Here is an 18,982-nt window from a genome sequence, read left to right on the forward strand (position 1 = left end):
GCCTGCCCGGGCCGTGCATATTCGTTAGGGTGACGCCGTGGCGAGAGTGCGGTTGAGCGTGGCGGAACGGCGTGAGGAACTCCTGCGCGCCGCCGTCGAACAGATCGAGGTGCGGGGGGTGGCGGCGGTACGGATCGCCGACGTGGCCGCTGTGCTCGGTGTGAGCAACGCGCTTGTGCTCTACCACTTCTCGACCAAGGAGAAGCTGGTCGCGGCCGCCTTCGCCCATGCCGCCGAGGCCGACCTCGCGCATCTGCGCACGTTGCTGAGCCGCCGCACCAGCGCGGTACGGCGGCTGCGCGCCGCCGTCCGCTGGTACGCGCCGACGGGCCAGGCCAAGGGCTGGCGACTGTGGATCGAGGGCTGGGCGGCCTCGCTGCGCGATCCGGCACTGCGCAATGTGGCCGCTGATCTCGACCAGCAGTGGAAGGCGGAGCTGGCCGAGGTCATCGACGAGGGCGCGGCCGCCGGTGAGTTCCGCTGCGACGACCCGATGTCCGTGGCCTGGCGGCTGACCGCCCTGTTGGACGGTCTGGCCGTGCAGATGACGTCGTACGCCGGTCCGCTCTCCCGGGCCACGATGCTGGCCTGGACCGACGAGGCCCTCGCCCGCGAACTCGGCATCGACCGCGCGGAGCTGACGGCCTGAATCTCCGCCCGCCGGTCCGTTCGTACCGAGGCACCGGCCGTGCGGCGGTGCGGACGGTGGACACCGCGCCGTTCGCCGTCGGTCCCCCGGCCCCGGTGGTACAGGCATGCGACCGGATCGGCCTGTACCTCGGTGCCGGGAACTGAAGGGCGGTACGCCGGGAACTGACGGGCGGTCCGCCGCGGTGACGGCGGTCAGGTCTGACGCAGGGGCGCGTACGCCTCGCCCTGGAGTCCGAAGGTCCAGGCCACACCGTCCTTCGCGGTCCTCGTGCTGGGCGGCACCCGGAGCCAGTAGGTGCGATGGGTACCGTCCGGCTCCGGGGTCGAGTTGACCACCTCGACCATCGCCACGTCCTCGTCGCCGTCCAGCGCGATCCGCCAGAGGATGCCCGTCTCGTCCTGATGGACGGGCTCGGCGCCCGACTCGGAGAGGTAGCGGTCGTAGCCGTAGAACTCCAGCATGACGCGGCGCAGTTCCGCGTTCTCCTCCTCACGTATTCGTTGGGGGGTCAGTGAGCTCAGCTCCGCGAGGAAGTCGGCGGGCACGGGCATGCCCCGCCAGGCGTAGAGCGCGAAGCCGTCGCGGTAGGCGAGCGCCGGGCCGTCTCCACGGTCGAGCCGGCCCGCCTCGTCGCGGTGGAGTGCCTCGGGTCGCTCACTGATCACCACGACCCGCTCGTAGGGCCACCACCAGCCCGCTTGCCCGGCGACCTCGGCCAGCCCTGCCAACCGGTCGCCCCGGCCGTCGAACGCGGCGAGCCAGGCCGCATCGTGCTGGCCCAGCACCGCGTCGAGCAGGACCAGCCGGACATCGGACTCGTCCTCCGGGCGCTCCGCGAGGTCCGCGACGACGCCGGCCCTGATCCGCTCGGCGAGCGCCGCCGTGGTCTCCCAGAGCTGTGCGCCGGTGGCGGACCACAGGGCGGACCACCCGGCAGGGCCCAGCTCGTCGTACATCCGGCGCCGCTCCTGCGCCCAGGGCCGGGTCCTCACCTCGTCGCGCACCGAACGTCCGGCGTCGACGAGCTTCTCCACGGCCTCCACGGCGGCCCTGGGCGAGTCGACCCAGACGATCCGCTCCGGCTCGGCAAGTCCCGCGCTGCGGTAGGCGAGCCGCAGCCCGTCCTCGGCAGCGGCCCGATCCGCCGCGCCCGTCGCCGCCGCAACGGCCCGCCATGAGTCCACGTACTGCATCGGTCTTCCCCGTCCCCTGATTCTGTGTCGATCGGTGTCCCGCGCCGTGCGGTGTCCCGCCCTGTGCGGAGTTCCGCGCCGTGCGGTGTTCCGCATCATGCGGTGTGGTGCGTCGTGCGGTGTGGTGCGTCGTGCGGTGTTCCCTGTCGCCCGCTCCGGTGAGCCACAGCGCTTCGGAGCTCGGATCCACTTCTCGGATCCACTTCTCGGATCCACTTCTCCGGTCCGCTGTCGCCCGGGCGGGCCGGCGCGTCAGTCCGCGACGATGCGTATCGCGCCCGGTGCGTACTCCCGCTGGCGGACCACGCGGTACCAGCCCTTCGACAGCGGAATCGTCGCGTGCTCCTCGTGCACCACCCGCCCGCCCTCGGGAAGATGGAGCAGCATCGGTCCGAAGGCACCCGCCTCGCGCATCAGGCGGCCCGGTCCCTGAACCGCATGGGCGTGGCCTGTGACTTCGCCCAGGGCGAGGATCATCCGCCCCCGTCCGTCCCTCGGTTCACCCGGCGCGTCCACCAGGTGCGCGGGCACCGCCGACTCCTCCAACGACATGATCAGTACATCGCCCTGCCGGTACACAGACTTCTCCCCTCCGTGGCAGCACCCGCTGTGCCGGCCACGAGGAAAACGCTACGGGCAGGGTCTGACATCGTCCCGCGCAGCCGGGCGCCGCCGGCCGTGGGCCGGGGAGCCCGACCACGCCCGTCGCCGTCCCGGCGAGGGCTTGACCAGGCCCGTCGTCGTCCTGGGCGAGAGCCTGCCCACGCCCGTCGCCCTGCCGACCGGCCGCCCCGGCGCCGGCGGACGCCTCCCGGACACGTCCCGGACGATCCCCGAGCGGTCCCCGGTCGCGCCGTTGTCAGTGGCGCTTGATAGACCTTGCGGACATCAGCCGTTCCCCAGTACCAGGAGCACAGGGTCATGTCCGGTGTGGACCATCTGCACGAGTTGCTCGGCCTTCCCGCTGTCGACTTCCAGCACGCGACGGAAGAAGTGCCGGTGCAGGCCGCCGATGCGGCGGCCTGGCGCATCTCGGTCGATCCGTATGACGACGAATCCGAGATGACCTGGGAGGAGGCGTTCCAGGCGTTCCTCACCAGGGTCGATCCGGCTGGTGTCCGGGCTCTGATCGTCGGCCAGTGGGGCGAGTCGTACGAGGAGAAGTCGTCCTACCCGATCGATCTGATCGTCGCCGCGGCCGACCGGCTGACCTCCTTGGAAGCCGTCTTCGTCGGTGACATCACCCAGGAGGAGAACGAGATCTCCTGGATCGAGCAGTCGGACGTGACCGCGCTGCTCAGCGCGTTCCCCGGCCTGTTGGAGCTGGGCGTGCGCGGCGGCACGGGCCTGGTGTTCTCCCCCACGAAGCACGAACGACTGCGTTCGCTGACCATCGAGACCGGCGGCCTGCCGGTCGGTGTGATCCGCGGCATTCTGGACAGCGAACTGCCCGCGCTGGAGCGGCTCGATCTCTGGCTCGGCGTCTCCTCCTACGGGGGCGACGCCGATGTGACGGACCTGGCGCCACTGCTCTCCGGCACGCGCTTCCCCCTCCTCCACCACCTCGGCCTGCGCAACAGCGAGGTGCAGAACGAGATCGCGACGGTTGTCGCGAGTGCACCGGTCGTCGCCCAGTTGCGGGTGCTCGACCTGTCGAACGGCACACTGGGCGACGAGGGCGCGGCAGCGCTGCTGGACGGCCAGCCGCTCACCCACCTCGAACGGCTCGATCTTCACCACCACTTCATGACCGGGCCGATGGAGCGCCGGATCACCCAGGAGCTGGAAACCCACGGTGTGCGGGTCGACGTGTCGGAGCGCAACGAACCCTGGGGCGATCGCGGTGTCGAAGGCCGCTACACCGCGGTGGCGGAGTGACACGCGATGACTGACATCGAACACCCCGAAATCTTTCACGGCCTCCCGGTCCTGACCCTGCCGGGACCGGGTCGGTCGCGCACCGACCCGCTCCCGGCCGCCGATGCGGTCGCGTGGCGGCTGGAGAGCGCCTGGCAGGACGATCTGACGTTCGCCACGCTGTGGCAGCACTTCCTCGACACGGTCGACACGTCCCGGGTCCGAGCCCTGCTGATCGGCCCCTGGTGGGAGGACGAGTACGAATCGGTCGCTCCCGTCGTCGAGTTGCTGGCCCGTCACGCGGAACGCCTCCCAGCCCTTCGGGCCCTCTTCCTCGCCGATGTCATCGGTGAGGAGTGCGAGTTGTCGTGGCTCCCCATGTGCGACATCACCCCGGTGATCGAGGCGTTCGGGCACCTGGAGGAGTTGACGGTACGCGGATCCGGCGCACCGCCGGACGACGACGAGGCGCTCGACCTCAAGCCGGTGCGGCACCGGGCGCTCACGTCGCTGCGTATCGAGTCGGGCGGCCTGCCGGCCGGCATCGTACGGGCGATCGGAGCGTCGGAGCTGCCCGCGCTGGAGCATCTCGAACTCTGGCTCGGTGTCGACGAGTACGGCGGGAACACGACGGTCGAGGACCTCGCGCCGCTGCTGTCCGGCGCGACGTTCCCCGCCCTGCGCCGTCTCGGGCTGCAGAACAGCGAGATCCAGGACGAGATCGCGGCCGCCGTCGCCTCGGCCCCCGTCGTCGCCCAGCTGGAGTCGCTCTCCCTCGCGATGGGAACACTGGGCGACGAAGGGGCCCAGGCTCTGCTCTCGGGCCAGCCGCTCACCCATCTCTCCCTCCTGGACCTGCACCACCACTACATCAGCGACCCCTTGGTGACCCGCCTCAAAGACCTGCTCGGTGCCGACCGGGTGAACGGCGAGATCCACGACGCCGAGGACTGGGATCCGGAAGAGGACGACTTCCGTTATGTCGCCGTCAGCGAATAGCACGACGGGCCCGGCGCCGCGCTTCGTCGTCGTGGGTGTGCCCGGCAACCGCCGGGTCACGCTCTTCCAGGACGCCGTGCGCGCCGCCGGGCTGCCGGCCGCGCGGGTCGTGTCCTGGCTGGACGTCCTGCGCGGCGAGGCCGAATTCCGGCCGGGCGAGACCGTACGGATGGACTCGCCGGGTGAGGACGCCGAGGTGGAACGGCTGCTGCGGGCGGTCGACGATCCGACGCGGGTCGAGGGCACCGCCCTCTGGTACGCCCGGTTCACCTCGGCCGTACGGGCCGTGGCGCGGGCGGCGGGCGCCGCCGGGGCCGCTCTGCTCGACGACCCCGGTGAGGTCGCCGTGCTGTTCGACAAGCGGCTCTGCCACGCCGTGCTGGACGGCGCCGGGGTTCCTGTGCCCGCGTCGCCGACGTCGGGTGCCTCGGCGCCCGCAGTACGCGACTGGGCGGACGTGCGCGCACGCATGGCGGCCCATCGCATGCCCCGGGCCTTCGTGAAGCTCGCGCACGGCTCATCCGCCTCGGGGGTCCTGGCCGTGGAGACGGCCGGGCCCGGCCGGGTCAGGGCGACCACATCGGTGGAGCGCGACACGGCCGGCCGGCTCTTCAACTCGCTGCGCGTGCGCCGCTGCACGACGGAGCGGGAAGTCGCGGCGATCGTCGACGCCCTCGCGCCGGACGGCCTGCACATCGAGCGCTGGCTGCCCAAGGCGTCCCAGCACGGCAGGGTGGCGGATCTGCGGGTCGTGGTGGTGGCCGGCCGGGCCACCCATGCCGTCGTGCGCACCAGCCACTCACCCATGACCAATCTTCACCTCGGCGGGGCCCGCGGACGTCTCGACGACGCCCGTGCGGCCGTCGAGACCGCGGGCGGCAGCTGGGCCGAGGTCCTGGCCCTGTGCGAACGGGCCGCCGACTGTTTCCCGGGCACGCTGTGCGTGGGCGTCGATCTGCTGCCTGCGACCGGTTGGCGGCGCTTCGCCGTCGGCGAGGTCAACGCCTTCGGAGATCTGCTGCCGCGCCTCACCGGCCTTCCCGGCAGCGGCGCCGAGGGCCTCGACACCTACGCGGCACAGGTCGCCGCCGTGATGAACAGAACAAGGAACCACCGTGCAACCCCCACTCCCTGACCGCGCGCCCGCCCTCGCGGACGTCCAGAACCCCGACATGAGCGAGATCGTGGGCAGTCACGACCTCCTGCTCATCACCCTCGACACCCTGCGCCACGACGTGGCGGCGGAGCTCGCCGCGGCGGGACGCATCCCGCATCTGGCACGTCATCTGCCGGGTGGTGCCTGGGAGAAGCGGCATGCGCCCGGCAGCTTCACCTACGCCTCCCACCAGGCGATCTTCGCCGGATTCCTGCCGACACCGGTGAGCCCGGGGCCGCATCCCCGGCTGTTCGCGGCGCGTTTCGCGGGCAGTGAGTCCACCGCGTCGGGCACCTTCGTCTTCGACACCCCCGATCTGCCCACCGGCCTCGCCGCCGCGGGCTATCGCACGGTCTGCATCGGCGGCGTCGGCTTCTTCAACCGGCAGGGGCCGCTCGGCTCCGTACTGCCCGGCCTGTTCCAGGACAGTCACTGGGAACCGGAGTTCGGCGTCGCGTCGCCCACCTCCTTCGAGGCGCAGGTGGCCCGCGCCGAGCAGGTCGTCGCCGCACTCCCCGCGGAGCAGCGGCTGTTCCTCTTCGTCAATGTGGCCGCGCTGCACCAGCCCAACTGGTTCCACCAGCCGGGGGCCACGCGCGAGGCGGGCGATTCCCGCGCCACCCACGCCGCCGCCCTGGAGTACGTCGACGCCCACATCGGCCGGCTCTTCGCCGCCGCGAGCAGCCGCCGCCGCTGCTTCGCCATCGTCTGCTCGGATCACGGAACGGCGTACGGGGACGGCGGCTACACCGGCCACCGGCTCGGTCACGAGTCCGTCTGGACCGTTCCGTACGCGCACTTCTTCCTGGAACCGGGGGCCACCGCACCATGAGCCGCACGACGACCGCCGCTGACACCATCCGCCCGTACCAGAGCTACGTCTACGCCTATCCGCACAAGACCGCCTATCGCCCCCTGGCCGACCGGCCGGCGTTGCGTGAGCTGTGGGCGGCCGAGCGCAAGGACGCCCTCTCGCTCTACCTGCACATACCGTTCTGCGAGGTCCGCTGCGGTTTCTGCAATCTCTTCACCCGGATCGGCGCTCCGGACGAGCTGACGACCCGGTACCTCGACGCACTCGACCGGCAGGCCACCGCCGTCCGCGACGCGCTGGGAGACGCCGAACCGGTCCGTTTCGCCGCGGCGGCGTTCGGCGGGGGCACTCCCACGTTCCTGACCGCGCCGGAGCTGGAGCGGCTCTGCGACATCGCGGAGAAGCGGATGGGCGCCGATCTGCGGTCCGTACCCCTGTCGGTGGAGACGTCTCCGTCGACCGCGACAGCCGACCGGCTGGCCGTCCTCGCCGACCGCGGCACGACGAGGATCAGCATCGGTGTGCAGAGTTTCGTCGAAGCCGAGGCACGTGCCGCGGTGCGGCCGCAGCGCCGTGCCGAGGTGGAGGCGGCGTTGGACCGGATACGGGACGCCCGCATCCCGATCCTGAACATCGACCTGATCTACGGCATCGACGGGCAGACCGAGGACAGCTGGCGCACCTCGCTGGACGCGGCACTCGGCTGGCAGCCGGAAGAGCTGTATCTCTACCCGTTGTACGTCCGCCCGCTGACCGGTCTCGGGCGGCTCGGCGCCGACGGCGGGGCAGCCTCGGACGCCGCCTGGGACGAGCAGCGGCTGCGGCTGTACCGCGCGGGCCGTGACCATCTCCTGGCCCGCGGCTACGAGCAGGTGTCCATGCGGATGTTCCGCCGCGCCGACGCCCCTCGGACGGACGGCCCCGACGACTACGCCTGTCAGACCGACGGAATGATCGGCCTGGGGTGCGGTGCCCGTTCCTACACCTCGAAGCTGCACTACTCCTTCGACTACGCGGTCGAGATGCGGGAGGTGCGGACGATCATCGACACCTACACCGCGACCGACGACTTCTCGCGCGCCGAGGTCGGCCGGTACGTCGACGGCGACGAGGCCCGCCGCCGCCACCTCCTGCAGTCGGTCCTCCAGGCCGAGGGGCTGCCGCCGGCCGCGTACCAGGAGCGGTTCGGCACCTCACCGGCCGACGACTTCCCCGTCGAACTGGCCCGGTTCGAGGCGCGCGGCTGGCTCGACGCGGCGGCCGGAGCGTCCGGCCCGCTGCGGCTCTCCCCCGAGGGCCTGGCCCACTCCGACGCCCTGGGCCCCGAACTCTTCTCCCCCGGCGTGCGGGCCGCCATGGCCGCGTACGAACTGAAATGAGCGCGCCCATGGACCTGACCATCCTCTACCGCGGTCCGCTCGCGTCCTGCGACTACGACTGCCCGTACTGCCCGTTCGCCAAGCGGCGCGACAGCCGGGAACAGCTGCGTGCCGACCGCGCCGCACTGGAGCGGTTCACCGCCTGGGCCGCGGCGCAGACGGACGATCGGCTCTCGGTCCTGTTCACCCCGTGGGGCGAGGGTCTGGTCCGGTCCTGGTACCGACGCGCGCTGGTCGAGCTGGCGCAGCTGCCGCACATCGGCCGGGTCGCGATCCAGACCAACCTCAGCACCCGCACGGGGTGGCTGGCCGAGGCGGGAGACGCGGGCCGCGAGAAGATCGCGCTCTGGTGCACGTACCACCCGGGCCAGACGCCGTACGAGCGGTTCCTGACCAAGTGCCGGGAGCTGTCCGCGCTGGGCATCCGCCACAGCGTCGGCGTCGTCGGTCTCGACGAGCACCTCGACGAGGCGCGGCGGCTGCGCGCCGCCCTGCCGGACGAGGTCTATCTCTGGGTGAACGCCGCGGAGGGCCACGCCTACACGGACGAGGAGGCGGATCGCTGGACGGCCCTCGATCCGCTCTTTCCGTACAGCCGGCATCCGCACCGGTCGGCCGGGCTGCCCTGCAGGACAGGCGAGTCGGTCATCTCGGTGGACGGCGACGGCACGGTGCGGCGCTGCCATTTCGTCCCGGCGGAACTCGGCAACCTCTACGACGGGAGCTACCGGCGCTCCCTCGGCCCACGCGCCTGTCCGCTGGCCGTCTGCGACTGCCACATCGGCTATGTGCATCTGGAGACGCTGCCGCTGTACGACGTCTTCGCGGGCGGTGTGCTGGAACGAATACCGGCGCATCCGTCGTCGGCCCTCGCCGGACGGGCCTGAGCTGAAGCCTCGGCCCGTCCGGCGAACGAGGGCCGGCGCCGCCGGATCCCGTCCGGCGGGCCGGCCACGGTGCGGGCACTACAGCGGCAGGAGATCCGGCCGCTTCGCCTCGACATGGTCGCCGGAGGACTCGCCGCGCAGCCGCCGGCCGATCCACGGGACCAGGTACTCGCGCGCCCAGTGGATGTCGTCGCGCCGCACTTCGAGGGTGCCGCGCTGGGCCTGCGGGGGCCATTCCTGGTCCGGGTCGGCCGGCGCGTCGACGCCGAGGACCTGGGCGGCGCGCAGCGCGACCCTGGTGTGCCCCTCGGGCGACAGGTGGAGCCGGTCGTCGTCCCAGGCGCGCCTGTCCTGGACGGACCGCAGCGACCACAGGTCGAGGACCGGGCAGTCGTAGCGGTCGGCGATGGACCGCACATGGGCGGTGTAGGTGGCGATCTTTCCGCGCAGATGCCGCAGCACGGGAACGCCCCGGGTGTCGAAGCCGGTGGTGACCATCACGGTGCCGACCGACTCGGTCAGCTCGGCCACCGCCCGCTCGAAACGCTCGGCCACGTCGTCGGGGTCGGTACCGGGCCTGATGATGTCGTTGCCGCCCGCGCAGAAGCTCACCAGGTCGGGTGCGAGCTCCTTGGCGCGCGGCACCTGCTCCTCGACGATCTGGTCGAGGAGGCGTCCGCGTACGGCGAGATTGGCGTACCTGAAGTTCCCGTGGGCGGAGCCTTCGGTGCTCGCCCCGGCGTCGGGGGCCGGGAGCTGGTCCGCGAGAAGTACCGCGAACCGGTCCGCCCAGCCTACGAATGTTCCGTCCGGGCCGGGATCACCGACTCCTTCGGTGAAGCTGTCGCCAATCGCCGCGTACGACTCGATGACGCTCTGTCGGTAGATGACGCCACGTTGGTTTTTTCTCGAATCGTCTGCCACAAAGGCTTATCCTGCACCGACGAATGTGACCTACGCGACCGTAATATGGGGTTGACGGGTGGTGAGATAGACCACCTGGTCAGTTTTTAGTAAAAGGGGAATAAGTAGAAGGGGCGGTGCGCCGCCGCGCACCGCCCCTTTCCGTGTTGCTCAGATCACTCTCCGGCCCAGACCGCTCGCCGGCTCAGTTGCCCGTCCGTTCGGCTCAGACGTAGATGCCGTGCGAAGCCAGGTAGGCGATCGGGTCGATGTCCGAGCCGTACGCCGGGCCCGTACGCACCTCGAAGTGCAGGTGCGGTCCGGTGGCGTTGCCGGTGGCACCGGAAAGGCCGAGCTGCTGACCGTTGCTCACGCTCTGGCCCACGGAGACGGAGACCGAGGACAGGTGGCCGTACTGCGAGTAGCGGCCGTCGGCGTGCTTGATGACGACCTGGTTGCCGTACGCGCCGCCCCAGCCCGCGGTGACGACGGTGCCGGAGGTGACGGCCTTCACACTGGTTCCGGTGAAGACGGGGAAGTCGATGCCGGTGTGGCTGCCGCTGGACCAGTTGGAGCCGGAGGCGCGGTAATTGGTGGTGTGGTTGCCGGGAACCGGGTGGCTGTAGCCCGAGCCGGTGCTCTGGGCGGCCGGGGCGGAAGCCTTGGACTCGGTGGCCGTCGACTCCTTCGCCGGGGCCGACTTCGCCGGGGCGGACTCGGCGGGGGCCGACTTCGCCGGGGCGGACTTCTCCGCGGCCGACGCGGCACCTGTGGACGCGGACTGGTCCGACGCCTTGGCGCCGAGCGTCAGCTTCAGGCCCGGGAAGATCAGGCCGGGGTTCTCGCCGACGACGTCGCGGTTGTCCTGGTACAGCTTCTGCCAGCCGCCCTCGACCCCGTGCTCGTCGGCGATCTTCGCCAGGTAGTCGCCGGAGACCACCGTGTACGTCACGGTGGCGTCCTGCTTCTGTGCGACCGGCTTGGCCGGGGTGGCGTGCGCGACGGAGGCCGACTGCGAGGCGGCGGCCGGGGCGGCCTGCTCCGCGGCGTGGGCACCGGTGGCACCGAGCAGCGGCAGGGCGATGACGGCGCCACCTGTGCTCGCGGCGGCGACACCGCGGGCGATGGTGCTGGTCTTCGTACGACGGTGCTTACCCGATATGGGCATGACGTGCTTCCTCTCCGGCGCCTGCGAGGTGAGCTGTCGGGTTCGGGCTGGAGATGCCCGGCCGCGCTGTGCGCGGCTTCACCCCTAGCCGTCCGGATTCGTCTCCGGACGGCGGCCTACCTGGTTCCCCCGCTCCTGCCACACGATCGGTGGGTGCGAATTCCGGGCGGCGGCAGGATTAGGCGGTCCGACCGGATTGATGGCGACCGTAAGCGAGTCGGGACGGCGAGAACAAGCCATCGCTCCCTTCCCGGCATTCCGCGCACGGAGATCGGCACGGAATTACGGTCACACTCCGTGGATTAAGGATCTTGGAATTCCGCGCCGCGCACGGAATACCCAACCGGCCCGCCAGTACACACCGTCACGGATATGATCCCGCTCACGACAGGGGGACCATCTCCCGTACAACTAGGGCGTATTCAAATAAATGCACCCATTACGGACATGTCACACCCTTCACCCGCGCCGGAGCCTCAGCACCCTCGCGTCGAGATCCCCCCGGAGGCCGGTGTGCAGTCCCTGATGCAACAGCACCGCACCGTGATGCACCTCCCCCGTGTCCACACAGGTGTACGTCGCCGCGGGATCGAGTCCGCGCAGCCGCAGCGCCGGCGGCCGTTCCCCGTACCTCTGCGCCTCCAGCCACATCAGGACCACGGTCACGTCCTCGTGTACGTACTGGACCGCACTGAGTCCGCCGCGCGGGGCCCGCAGCCGGTACAGCGCGCCGTGCTGCACCACCGGCCGGATCTCCTTGTAGAGATCCACCCAGGTCCGCGCCTCGGCGAGCCCCTCCTCGCTCCACTCGGTAAGATCCCCGCCGATCCCCAGCACACCGGCCATCGCACTCACGAATCGGAACCGCAGTGAGCTGGCCCTGCCGTTGAGCTGTTCGTTCGGGCTGTCGGTGACCCAGGCGGCCATCACGCGGGCCGGATGGATCTGACCGAAGCCCTCCTGGATGGCGAGCCGGTCGAGCGGGTCGGTGTTGTCGGACGTCCACACCTGGTCCGTACGGGACAGAATCCCCAGATCGATCCGTCCGCCACCGCCCGAGCAGGACTCGAAGGCGACCGAGGGATGCGCGGCCCTGAGCCGGTCGATCAGCGCGTAGAGGGCGTCCACATGCTCGATCCAGAGCTTCTGCTGGTACTCCTCCCCCGGCCAGCCCGCGTCGGTGAAGCAGCGGTTGAAGTCCCATTTCACATAGTCGATCGGCGCACTGGTGAGCAGTGCGTCCAGTTGTTCCCACAGGTATTCCCGCACATCGTGGCGGGCCAGATTGAGCACCAGTTGATTGCGGAACTCGGTCCGCGTCCGCCCGGGAAAGTGCTGTACCCAGTCGGGGTGCGCGCGATAGAGATCACTGTCGGCGTTGACCATTTCCGGCTCGACCCAGATACCGAACTGCATACCGAGTCCGCGCACTTCGTCGGCGAGCGGCTTCAGTCCATCGGGAAAGCGGTCCGGATTCGGCGTCCAGTCGCCGAGCCCGGCCCGGTCGCTGGTGCGCTGCCCGAACCACGCGTCGTCCACGACGAACAGTTCGACGCCCATCGCGGCGGCGCGCACGGCGAGGGCCCGCTGCTGTGCCTGCGAGATGTCGAAGCCGGTCGCCTCCCAGGAGTTGTAGAGCACCGGGCGCAGGCGCTGCGCGTCCGGGACGACATGGGCCAACTGCCAGGCGTGCCAGGCCCGGCTCGCCCCGCCGAACCCCTCCGCGCTCCACAGACCGGCGAAGACGGGTGTGGTGTAGGACTCCCCGGGTGCGAGCAGCAGCAGCCCCGATTCGTCGTAGCCGGCCCCGCCGGTGATCTGGACGAGCCCGTCGGGGAGCTGCTGCACGGAGATCCGCCACGAGCCGGACCAGCCCAGCGCGCAGCCGTAGACCTCGCCGCTCTCCTCGGTCGCCGTGCCGTCGGCGTCGAGTGCGACCCACGGAAGGTACTGGTGGCCGGTGTGGCCGCGCCTGCTGGAGATGACGCTCTCGCCATACGTCAGCTCCGCCCGCGCGAGCTGCGACTCCGCCGCCCAGCGCCCGTGCAGGCGGCTCAGCCGCCAGCCGTCGCGGGCGGGCAGCGACCAGGCGGCCGCGTCGGCGCGGAGCAGCTCCAGCGGCGGACCGTCGGGCCCGGCGTGGGCGACGGTGGCCCAGCGCTCGATCACATCGGAGTCGTCCCGCATCCGGTAATGAAGGGTCAGGGCGAGCCGGTGCACGGAGTCGGTGAAGCCGATACGGAGCTCCTCCCCGTCCACCTCGGCGTCGGCGAAGGCCCACTCGGTGCCGCGGACCTGCGCGGTGCGTACCGAGAGGGCGGGGCGGACGAATCGGGGACCGCCCTCCACGGGGTACTCCTCGCGACCGTCGAGCTGCGACTCGAAGCCTCTGAAGGGCGGCTCCGGCGCTGCGGCCAGGGCCTCCAGCGCGGCGAGGGAGATCCGCGGCCCCCAGTGCAGATGGATCAGCTCGTCCCGCTCGGTGAGCCGCAGTCCGTAGCTGCTGCCGGCCCCGGTGAGCAGCCAGATCCGGCCCGCGTCGCCCGTCTCGATCACGACAACCCCCACATTCCAACAGTTCCGCACATCATCGACCATCGCCACGGGTGCGAGCAATGACCGTGCGAGGAAATCGCCGGGCTGATTCACCTCGGGAACAGCGGGGCTCACGGAACTGTCGACAAGCAAAGACCGAGATGATTGCCTGACGAAACAATGTCGTATCGTCGCGGACGTGGCCCTGTCGGCGAGCCGCGCCGGCGCCAGACACTCCAGGAGAGACTGTGACGCAGCAGTTGCCGCAGATCCCGTCGGCGGAACCCGAACTGGCGGGCGTCCGCAACTTCCGCGACGTCGGGGGCCTGCCCACCGTCGACGGCCGGCGAGTCCGATACGGGCGGCTCTTCCGCAGCGGCCACCTCGCGCACGCCACCGCCGAGGACGCCGCCTTCCTGAGCGGTCTCGGCCTGCACACGGTCTTCGACTTCCGCAACGCGGCCGACCACCGGCTCGACGGCCTGGACGTGGAGCTGCCGGGCGTGCGGAATGTGAGCATCCCGCTCTCCGACCCCGCCGACGGCGCGCAGTTCTGGCGCATGGTCCGCGACGGCGACCTCGACCAGCTGCGCACGATCCTGGCCGACGGCAAGGGTATGAACCGGATGATCGCCTCGTACCGCACGATCATCCGGGACCGTACCGCCGAGCACAGCCGCGTACTGCACGCCCTGGCCGAGGACAGCGTTCCCGCGCTGATGCACTGCGCGGCGGGGAAGGACCGGGCCGGTCTGACGATCGCGGTGTCGCTGCTCGCCGTCGGTGTCGAGCGCGAGGCCATCGAGGCCGACTACCTGAAGTCGAACGACGCCCACCGCCGCTACAAGGTGCACCGCAGCGACACCTCGCCGACCGGCATGTCGGCCGAGGTGATGGAGCTGCTCAATCCGCTCTTCGGTGCCCACGCCGCCTACCTGGCCGCGGCCTTCGCCGCCATCGAGGAGACCTGGGGCTCCCCGGACCGCTACTTCTCCGAGGGCCTGGGGCTCACCCCCGAGACCCGTGGGCGGCTGCGCGAGCGCCTCCTCGACGAGGCGTAGGGCCTGTCCGGCGGCGGTCAGCCCTTGCCGGCCACCGCGAACAGCAGGTAGAGGAAGGCCGCGAAGACGTGTCCGGCGACGAGGTAGGCGAACAGCCGGATCACCACGCCGCGCGGAAACTTCTGCTCCTGGGCTTCGTAGTTCTTGCTGGATCCCAGCGGGTCGAAGTTCTCCGAATCAGACATGACGGTCCTCTCTGGAGGCCGGACGGTCCGGTCTCAGCGACGGTGGGTGCCGCTGCCGAGACACAGTTCGGCGGCGGGGCTCTGGAGCAGGGTGTGGACGAAGAGCAGCTCGGCACCGCCGCGGTCGACGGCCGCGATCCGGTGCGGGGTGAGCGAGTCGAAGTGGGCGCTGTCGCCGGGAGCCAGATCATGCACGGTGTCCCCGAGCGTGACCCGGAGGTGCCCGACGAGCACGTGCAGCCACTCCTCGCCGGGGTGGACGCGCACGAGGTCGCCCTGTGCGCCGTACGGCACCCGCACACGGAGCGCCTGCATGGCCCGGCCCGAACCGCCGGCCCGCTGATACATCCAGCCGTCGGCCTCGGCTCCCTCGAACCTCCCGCCGCGGATGATCGCCTCACGTTCCGGGGGCGCCTCGCCGAGCAGTTCGGAGACCGACGTACCGTAGATCCTGGCAAGACCGAGAAGCATCGGCAGCGAAGGCTGCCGACGGCCCGTTTCGAGCCGGGAGAGATGGGCCGGCGAGAGCCCCGCCCGCTGCGCGGCGCTCTCCAGGGTGAGACCGCGGCTGCGGCGCAGATCGCGCAGGCGCGGCGCGACTCCGGGCAGCTCCTCGGACGCCCCTCCGTCAGGAGTGTTCATGTACCCATTGGGCCAGCATCTTTCCTGGGAGGCAAATTTCTTGCCTCCCAGGCAAAGAGGTTTGTTCCGGCTCTTCGGGGTCAGCGGTTCGCGACGGCCTGCTTCACCAGGGTCCTGCCGAAGTCCCACATCAGCCCGCCGCCGCTGTGTGCGTCGTCCATCACCGCGGTGAACGCCGTGACGAACCGGTCGACATCCGATTCGTCGATCACCAGCGGCGGAATCAGCTTGATCACTTCCAGGTGATCGCCCGAGACCTGGGTGAGAATCCGGTGCTTCTGGAGCAGGGGAACCACGACCATCTGCGCGAAGAGGCCCTTGCGGGCCGCCTGCAGCATGGTCCAGCGGCTGCGCAGCCTCAGTGACGACGGCCGGCCGAATTCGATGCCGATCATCAGCCCGCGGCCGCGCACCTGGTGCAGCAGCTCGTAGCGGCCGACCAGCGCGGCCAGCCGTTCGCGCAGCAGATCGCCGGTGCGCCGCGCGCCCGCGACGATCTCCTCGTCCTCCATCACCGAGAGGACGGCGAGTCCGGCCGCCATCGCCTGGGCGTTGGAGCCGAAGCTCGCCGAGTGGACCAGGACCCGGTCCATCGACGAGTAGACGCGCCTGAAGATCCAGTCCTTGCCGAGGGTCGCCCCGACCGGCACATAGCCGCCGGACAGCGCCTTGGCGACACAGACCAGATCGGGTTCGACCCCGTCCTCGTGCTGGTACGCGTAGAAGTCGCCGGTCCTGCCGAGGCCGGTCTGCACCTCGTCGGCGATGAGCAGCGCCTTGTGCTGGTGCAGCAGCTCCTGGGCGTCCCGCAGGAAGCCCGGCGGCGCGGCGTGGACGCCCTTGCCCTGGATGGGCTCGACGACCAGGGCGGCCACGTCACCACGCTTCAGCTCACGGCGCAGCGCGTCAAGATCACCGAGCTCGATGGCGGTGTCCGGCAGCAGCGGTGCGAAGCCGTCCCGGAAGCCGCTCTCCCCGTTGACCGAGAGCGAGCCGGTCGTCAGCCCGTGGAAGGCGTGGGTGCAGTACAGGATCCTGGGCCGTCCGGTGGCGTACCGGGCGAACTTCAGGGCGGTCTCGACGGCCTCGGTACCGCTGTTGCCGAAGAAGACCCGGTCCAGGTGCGGGCTGTGCGTGAGCAGCTTCTCGGCCAGCAGCCCGGGCAGCGGCTGGCAGTCGAAGCGGGTGAGATCGGCGAGCGACGCGTCCAGGACGTCGTGCAGGGCCTTGCGGACGACGGGGTGGTGCCGGCCGAGACCCATCACGCCGAATCCGGCGAGCATGTCGAGGTAGTCGTTGCCGTCCGCGTCCCAGAAGTGCGCGCCTTCGGCCCGTTCGTAGACCTTGTCGAATCCGATGGTGTGCAGCATGCGGGGCAGCTGGTGGTTGAGGTGTCTGGTGTGCAGTTCGTAGCGCTCGGCGCCGCGCTCCGCGAGGAGCCGCGCCAGATCGAAGGCCTTGGGCCCGTCTTCCTTCATGCCCCGCTCCCCTCGGTCCTTCCCGCTGCTTCCCTGGTGGCCAGCGCGGCGCTGATCCGTCCGGCGATCTCGACCGGTGTGAGCCCGAGGTCGGCCAGCACCTCGGCGCGTTTGCCGTGGGCGAGGAACTGCTCGGGGATGCCGAACGTCCTCAGCGGTACGTCGACACCCGCATCCCGCAGGGCCTGCCCGACCGCCGAACCCACGCCCCCTGTCCGGCTGTTGTCCTCGACGACGGCGACCAGCCGGTGCCGCTGGGCGAGCGGGGGCAACTCGTCGTCGACCGGCTTGACCCAGCGCGGGTCGACGACGGTGCACCGGATGCCGGCGCCCGCCAGCAGGTCGGCCGCGCCCAGGCAGACGGGGGCGAGCACACCGACGGCCACGAGCAGCACATCGGGGTCGTCCGCACGGTGCAGGACGTCCATTCCGCCGATCCGGCCGACGGCCGGGACCGGCTCCCCCACCGACTCCTTGGGAAACCGGATGACGGTGGGGGCGTCGTCGATGTCCATCGCCTCGCGGAGTTCGGCACGCAGTTCGTCGGCGTCGCGCGGGGCTGCGATCCGCAGCCCGGGGACGACCTGGAGCATGGACATGTCCCACATGCCGTTGTGAGAGGGCCCGTCGGGTCCGGTGACCCCGGCCCGGTCGAGCACGAAGGTCACCCCGCACTTGTGCAGCGCGACGTCCATCAGCACCTGGTCGAAGGCCCGGTTGAGGAAGGTGGCGTAGACGGCGACGACCGGGTGCAGTCCGCCGGTGGCGAGCCCCGCCGCGGAGACCGCCGCGTGCTGCTCGGCGATCCCGACGTCCCAGACCCGGTCGGGGAACGCCTCGGCGAACTTCGTCAGTCCGACGGGGTGCAGCATCGCCGCCGTGAGGGCCACGACGTCCGGCCGCTCCGCACCGATCGCGGCGATCTCGTCCCCGAACACCGAGGTCCAGGAGGGCCGTTCGGCCGGTACGAGGGGTGCACAGGTCAGCGGATCCATCGCGGCCACGGTGTGGAAGCGGTCGGCCTCGTCGCTCAGCGCGGGCGGGTAGCCGCGGCCCTTCTCGGTGAGGCAGTGCACCAGCACCGGTCCGTGGAAGCGCTTCGCCCGGTGCAGGGCGGATTCGACCGCACCGATGTCGTGACCGTCGATCGGCCCGACGTACTTGAGTCCGAGGTCCTCGAACAGGCCCTGAGGGGCGAAGGCGTCCTTGAACCCCTTCTTGGCGCCGTGCAGGGACTCGTACAGCGGCTGTCCGATGACCGGCGTCTGCTGGAGCACGCTCTTGCCCCAGGAGAGAAAGCGTTCGTACCCGTCGGTGGTGCGGAGGGTGGCGAGATGGTCGGCGAGGCCGCCGATCGTCGGCCCGTAGGAGCGCTCGTTGTCGTTCACCAGGATGATCAGCGGCCGGTCCTTCGCGGCCGCGATGTTGTTCAGCGCCTCCCAGGCCATCCCGCCGGTGAGTGCCCCGTCACCGATGACGGCCACGACGTGGTCGTCGCGCCCCAGCACCTGGTGCGCCTTGGCCAGGCCGTCGGCCCAGCCGAGGACGGTCGAGGCGTGCGAGTTCTCGATGACGTCGTGCTCGGACTCCTCGCGGGAGGGATATCCGGACAGCCCCCCTTTGCCGCGCAGCTTGGAGAAGTCCTGCCGCCCGGTGAGCAGCTTGTGCACATAGCTCTGGTGTCCGGTGTCCCACAGGATGCGGTCCACGGGCGAGTCGAAGGCCCGGTGCAGGGCGATGGAGAGCTCCACCACTCCCAGGTTGGGCCCGAGATGACCGCCGGTCCTCGCCACCGCCCTGACGAGGAACTGTCTGATGTCCTCGGCGAGTTCGTCGAGTTGTGCTCCGCTCAGCGCCTTGAGATCGTGCGGCCCCCGGATGCTCTCCAGAATCGTCACGCTCGGGCCCCCTCTCTGGTTCTGTTTCAGCTCACGGTGACGGTGGGAACCCCCGACGGTGTCCCCACGCCGTCCATGCCCTCGGCGATCTTCATGGCTTCCTCGATCAGCGTCTCGACGATCTGCGACTCGGGCACCGTCTTGATGACCTCGCCCTTCACGAAGATCTGCCCCT

General features: G+C 70.6%; 18 protein-coding genes, 2 pseudogenes and 1 riboswitch. Of the genes and pseudogenes, 9 read left to right on the top strand and 11 right to left on the bottom strand.

Annotated elements, in window-relative coordinates; all coding sequences use genetic code 11:
- Nucleotides 1–58 precede the first annotated feature (58 nt).
- Nucleotides 59–649 (top strand): TetR/AcrR family transcriptional regulator, encoded by a 591-nt coding sequence (locus tag ACFVUT_RS33025; protein WP_389657933.1) that lies wholly within the window; start codon nucleotides 59–61, stop codon nucleotides 647–649.
- 194 nt (nucleotides 650–843) lie between these two features.
- Here the strand turns inward: ACFVUT_RS33025 and ACFVUT_RS33030 are convergent, their stop codons facing one another.
- Complete coding sequence (locus ACFVUT_RS33030; protein ID WP_389657750.1) at nucleotides 844–1,845, bottom strand: DUF6745 domain-containing protein; 1,002 nt, start codon at nucleotides 1,843–1,845, stop codon at nucleotides 844–846.
- Between the two features lie 252 nt (nucleotides 1,846–2,097).
- Nucleotides 2,098–2,424 (bottom strand): hypothetical protein, encoded by a 327-nt coding sequence (locus ACFVUT_RS33035; RefSeq protein ID WP_389657747.1) that lies wholly within the window; start codon nucleotides 2,422–2,424, stop codon nucleotides 2,098–2,100.
- A gap of 342 nt (nucleotides 2,425–2,766) precedes the next feature.
- On the opposite strand from ACFVUT_RS33035, the gene ACFVUT_RS33040 reads away from it, so the two are divergent.
- From ACFVUT_RS33040 to ACFVUT_RS33065, 6 genes are read left to right on the top strand one after another with little or no spacing between them, the layout of a single operon-like run.
- Nucleotides 2,767–3,723, top strand: coding sequence for an STM4015 family protein (locus ACFVUT_RS33040; RefSeq protein WP_389657744.1), 957 nt, complete (start codon nucleotides 2,767–2,769; stop codon nucleotides 3,721–3,723).
- Between the two features lie 6 nt (nucleotides 3,724–3,729).
- Complete coding sequence (locus ACFVUT_RS33045) at nucleotides 3,730–4,701, top strand: STM4015 family protein (protein WP_389657741.1); 972 nt, start codon at nucleotides 3,730–3,732, stop codon at nucleotides 4,699–4,701.
- Nucleotides 4,682–5,836 (top strand): STM4014 family protein, encoded by a 1,155-nt coding sequence (locus tag ACFVUT_RS33050; protein ID WP_389657739.1) that lies wholly within the window; start codon nucleotides 4,682–4,684, stop codon nucleotides 5,834–5,836. The genes ACFVUT_RS33045 and ACFVUT_RS33050 overlap by 20 nt, the downstream gene beginning before the upstream one ends.
- Nucleotides 5,837–5,873: 37 nt before the next feature.
- The gene (locus ACFVUT_RS33055) at nucleotides 5,874–6,689 is read left to right on the top strand and encodes an STM4013/SEN3800 family hydrolase (protein ID WP_389657930.1); all 816 of its coding nucleotides are present in this window, start codon (nucleotides 5,874–5,876) and stop codon (nucleotides 6,687–6,689) included.
- A complete protein-coding gene (locus ACFVUT_RS33060) occupies nucleotides 6,686–8,050 on the top strand; it encodes an STM4012 family radical SAM protein (RefSeq protein WP_389657736.1) in 1,365 nt (454 codons plus the stop codon). The genes ACFVUT_RS33055 and ACFVUT_RS33060 overlap by 4 nt, the downstream gene beginning before the upstream one ends.
- An 8-nt stretch (nucleotides 8,051–8,058) precedes the next feature.
- Nucleotides 8,059–8,937, top strand: coding sequence for an STM4011 family radical SAM protein (locus ACFVUT_RS33065; RefSeq protein WP_389657733.1), 879 nt, complete (start codon nucleotides 8,059–8,061; stop codon nucleotides 8,935–8,937).
- Nucleotides 8,938–9,015: 78 nt separating this feature from the next.
- On the opposite strand, the gene ACFVUT_RS33070 is transcribed toward ACFVUT_RS33065, so the two are convergent.
- Both ACFVUT_RS33070 and ACFVUT_RS33075 read right to left on the bottom strand, forming a co-directional pair.
- On the bottom strand, nucleotides 9,016–9,861 hold the full coding sequence (locus ACFVUT_RS33070) for an SGNH/GDSL hydrolase family protein (RefSeq protein ID WP_389657730.1): 846 nt from the start codon (nucleotides 9,859–9,861) through the stop codon (nucleotides 9,016–9,018).
- Nucleotides 9,862–10,066: 205 nt separating this feature from the next.
- Nucleotides 10,067–10,384 carry a M23 family metallopeptidase gene (locus ACFVUT_RS33075; RefSeq protein WP_389671098.1) on the bottom strand — a complete coding sequence of 106 codons (318 nt, stop codon included), beginning with the start codon at nucleotides 10,382–10,384 and terminating at the stop codon, nucleotides 10,067–10,069.
- Between the two features lie 127 nt (nucleotides 10,385–10,511).
- Between ACFVUT_RS33075 and ACFVUT_RS33080 the strand changes: the two genes are divergently transcribed.
- Nucleotides 10,512–10,766, top strand: coding sequence for a pentapeptide repeat-containing protein (locus tag ACFVUT_RS33080; protein WP_389671100.1), 255 nt, complete (start codon nucleotides 10,512–10,514; stop codon nucleotides 10,764–10,766).
- On the opposite strand, the pseudogene ACFVUT_RS33085 reads toward ACFVUT_RS33080, so the two are convergent.
- Nucleotides 10,655–11,008, bottom strand: a pseudogene (locus ACFVUT_RS33085) (LysM peptidoglycan-binding domain-containing protein); the annotation flags it as partial. The gene ACFVUT_RS33080 and the pseudogene ACFVUT_RS33085 overlap by 112 nt on opposite strands.
- Before the next feature lie 5 nt (nucleotides 11,009–11,013).
- Nucleotides 11,014–11,170: riboswitch (cyclic di-AMP (ydaO/yuaA leader) on the bottom strand.
- Between the two features lie 297 nt (nucleotides 11,171–11,467).
- Nucleotides 11,468–13,606 (bottom strand): alpha-galactosidase, encoded by a 2,139-nt coding sequence (locus ACFVUT_RS33090; RefSeq protein ID WP_389657924.1) that lies wholly within the window; start codon nucleotides 13,604–13,606, stop codon nucleotides 11,468–11,470.
- Between the two features lie 185 nt (nucleotides 13,607–13,791).
- Here ACFVUT_RS33090 and ACFVUT_RS33095 point away from each other — a divergent pair, with 185 nt between their 5' ends.
- Nucleotides 13,792–14,604, top strand: coding sequence for a tyrosine-protein phosphatase (locus ACFVUT_RS33095; RefSeq protein WP_389657727.1), 813 nt, complete (start codon nucleotides 13,792–13,794; stop codon nucleotides 14,602–14,604).
- 17 nt (nucleotides 14,605–14,621) lie between these two features.
- Here ACFVUT_RS33095 and ACFVUT_RS33100 read toward each other — a convergent pair whose 3' ends face one another.
- From ACFVUT_RS33100 to ACFVUT_RS33120, 5 genes and pseudogenes are all read right to left on the bottom strand, one after another.
- Complete coding sequence (locus ACFVUT_RS33100; RefSeq protein WP_389657724.1) at nucleotides 14,622–14,789, bottom strand: DUF6126 family protein; 168 nt, start codon at nucleotides 14,787–14,789, stop codon at nucleotides 14,622–14,624.
- A 33-nt stretch (nucleotides 14,790–14,822) separates the two neighbouring features.
- On the bottom strand, nucleotides 14,823–15,431 hold the full coding sequence (locus ACFVUT_RS33105) for a helix-turn-helix domain-containing protein (protein ID WP_389657721.1): 609 nt from the start codon (nucleotides 15,429–15,431) through the stop codon (nucleotides 14,823–14,825).
- 80 nt (nucleotides 15,432–15,511) lie between these two features.
- Nucleotides 15,512–16,909, bottom strand: coding sequence for an aspartate aminotransferase family protein (locus ACFVUT_RS33110; RefSeq protein WP_389657718.1), 1,398 nt, complete (start codon nucleotides 16,907–16,909; stop codon nucleotides 15,512–15,514).
- The gene (dxs, locus tag ACFVUT_RS33115; RefSeq protein ID WP_389657715.1) at nucleotides 16,906–18,807 is read right to left on the bottom strand and encodes a 1-deoxy-D-xylulose-5-phosphate synthase; all 1,902 of its coding nucleotides are present in this window, start codon (nucleotides 18,805–18,807) and stop codon (nucleotides 16,906–16,908) included. The genes ACFVUT_RS33110 and dxs overlap by 4 nt, the downstream gene beginning before the upstream one ends.
- A 26-nt stretch (nucleotides 18,808–18,833) precedes the next feature.
- Nucleotides 18,834–18,982: pseudogene (locus tag ACFVUT_RS33120) on the bottom strand (4-hydroxy-3-methylbut-2-en-1-yl diphosphate synthase); the annotation flags it as partial.

It is taken from the genome of Streptomyces sp. NPDC058051 (assembly GCF_042885475.1).
Lineage (GTDB): Bacteria > Actinomycetota > Actinomycetes > Streptomycetales > Streptomycetaceae > Streptomyces.

Coding starts and splice junctions, on each gene's coding strand:
- ACFVUT_RS33110 (WP_389657718.1), bottom strand. CDS start 16,909: ATGAAGGAAGACGGGCCCAAGGCCTTCGATCTGGCGCGGCTCCTCGCG.
- ACFVUT_RS33045 (WP_389657741.1), top strand. CDS start 3,730: ATGACTGACATCGAACACCCCGAAATCTTTCACGGCCTCCCGGTCCTG.
- ACFVUT_RS33030 (WP_389657750.1), bottom strand. CDS start 1,845: ATGCAGTACGTGGACTCATGGCGGGCCGTTGCGGCGGCGACGGGCGCG.
- ACFVUT_RS33040 (WP_389657744.1), top strand. CDS start 2,767: ATGTCCGGTGTGGACCATCTGCACGAGTTGCTCGGCCTTCCCGCTGTC.
- ACFVUT_RS33060 (WP_389657736.1), top strand. CDS start 6,686: ATGAGCCGCACGACGACCGCCGCTGACACCATCCGCCCGTACCAGAGC.
- ACFVUT_RS33090 (WP_389657924.1), bottom strand. CDS start 13,606: ATGGTCGATGATGTGCGGAACTGTTGGAATGTGGGGGTTGTCGTGATC.
- ACFVUT_RS33105 (WP_389657721.1), bottom strand. CDS start 15,431: ATGAACACTCCTGACGGAGGGGCGTCCGAGGAGCTGCCCGGAGTCGCG.
- ACFVUT_RS33100 (WP_389657724.1), bottom strand. CDS start 14,789: ATGTCTGATTCGGAGAACTTCGACCCGCTGGGATCCAGCAAGAACTAC.
- ACFVUT_RS33055 (WP_389657930.1), top strand. CDS start 5,874: ATGAGCGAGATCGTGGGCAGTCACGACCTCCTGCTCATCACCCTCGAC.
- ACFVUT_RS33065 (WP_389657733.1), top strand. CDS start 8,059: ATGGACCTGACCATCCTCTACCGCGGTCCGCTCGCGTCCTGCGACTAC.
- ACFVUT_RS33050 (WP_389657739.1), top strand. CDS start 4,682: ATGTCGCCGTCAGCGAATAGCACGACGGGCCCGGCGCCGCGCTTCGTC.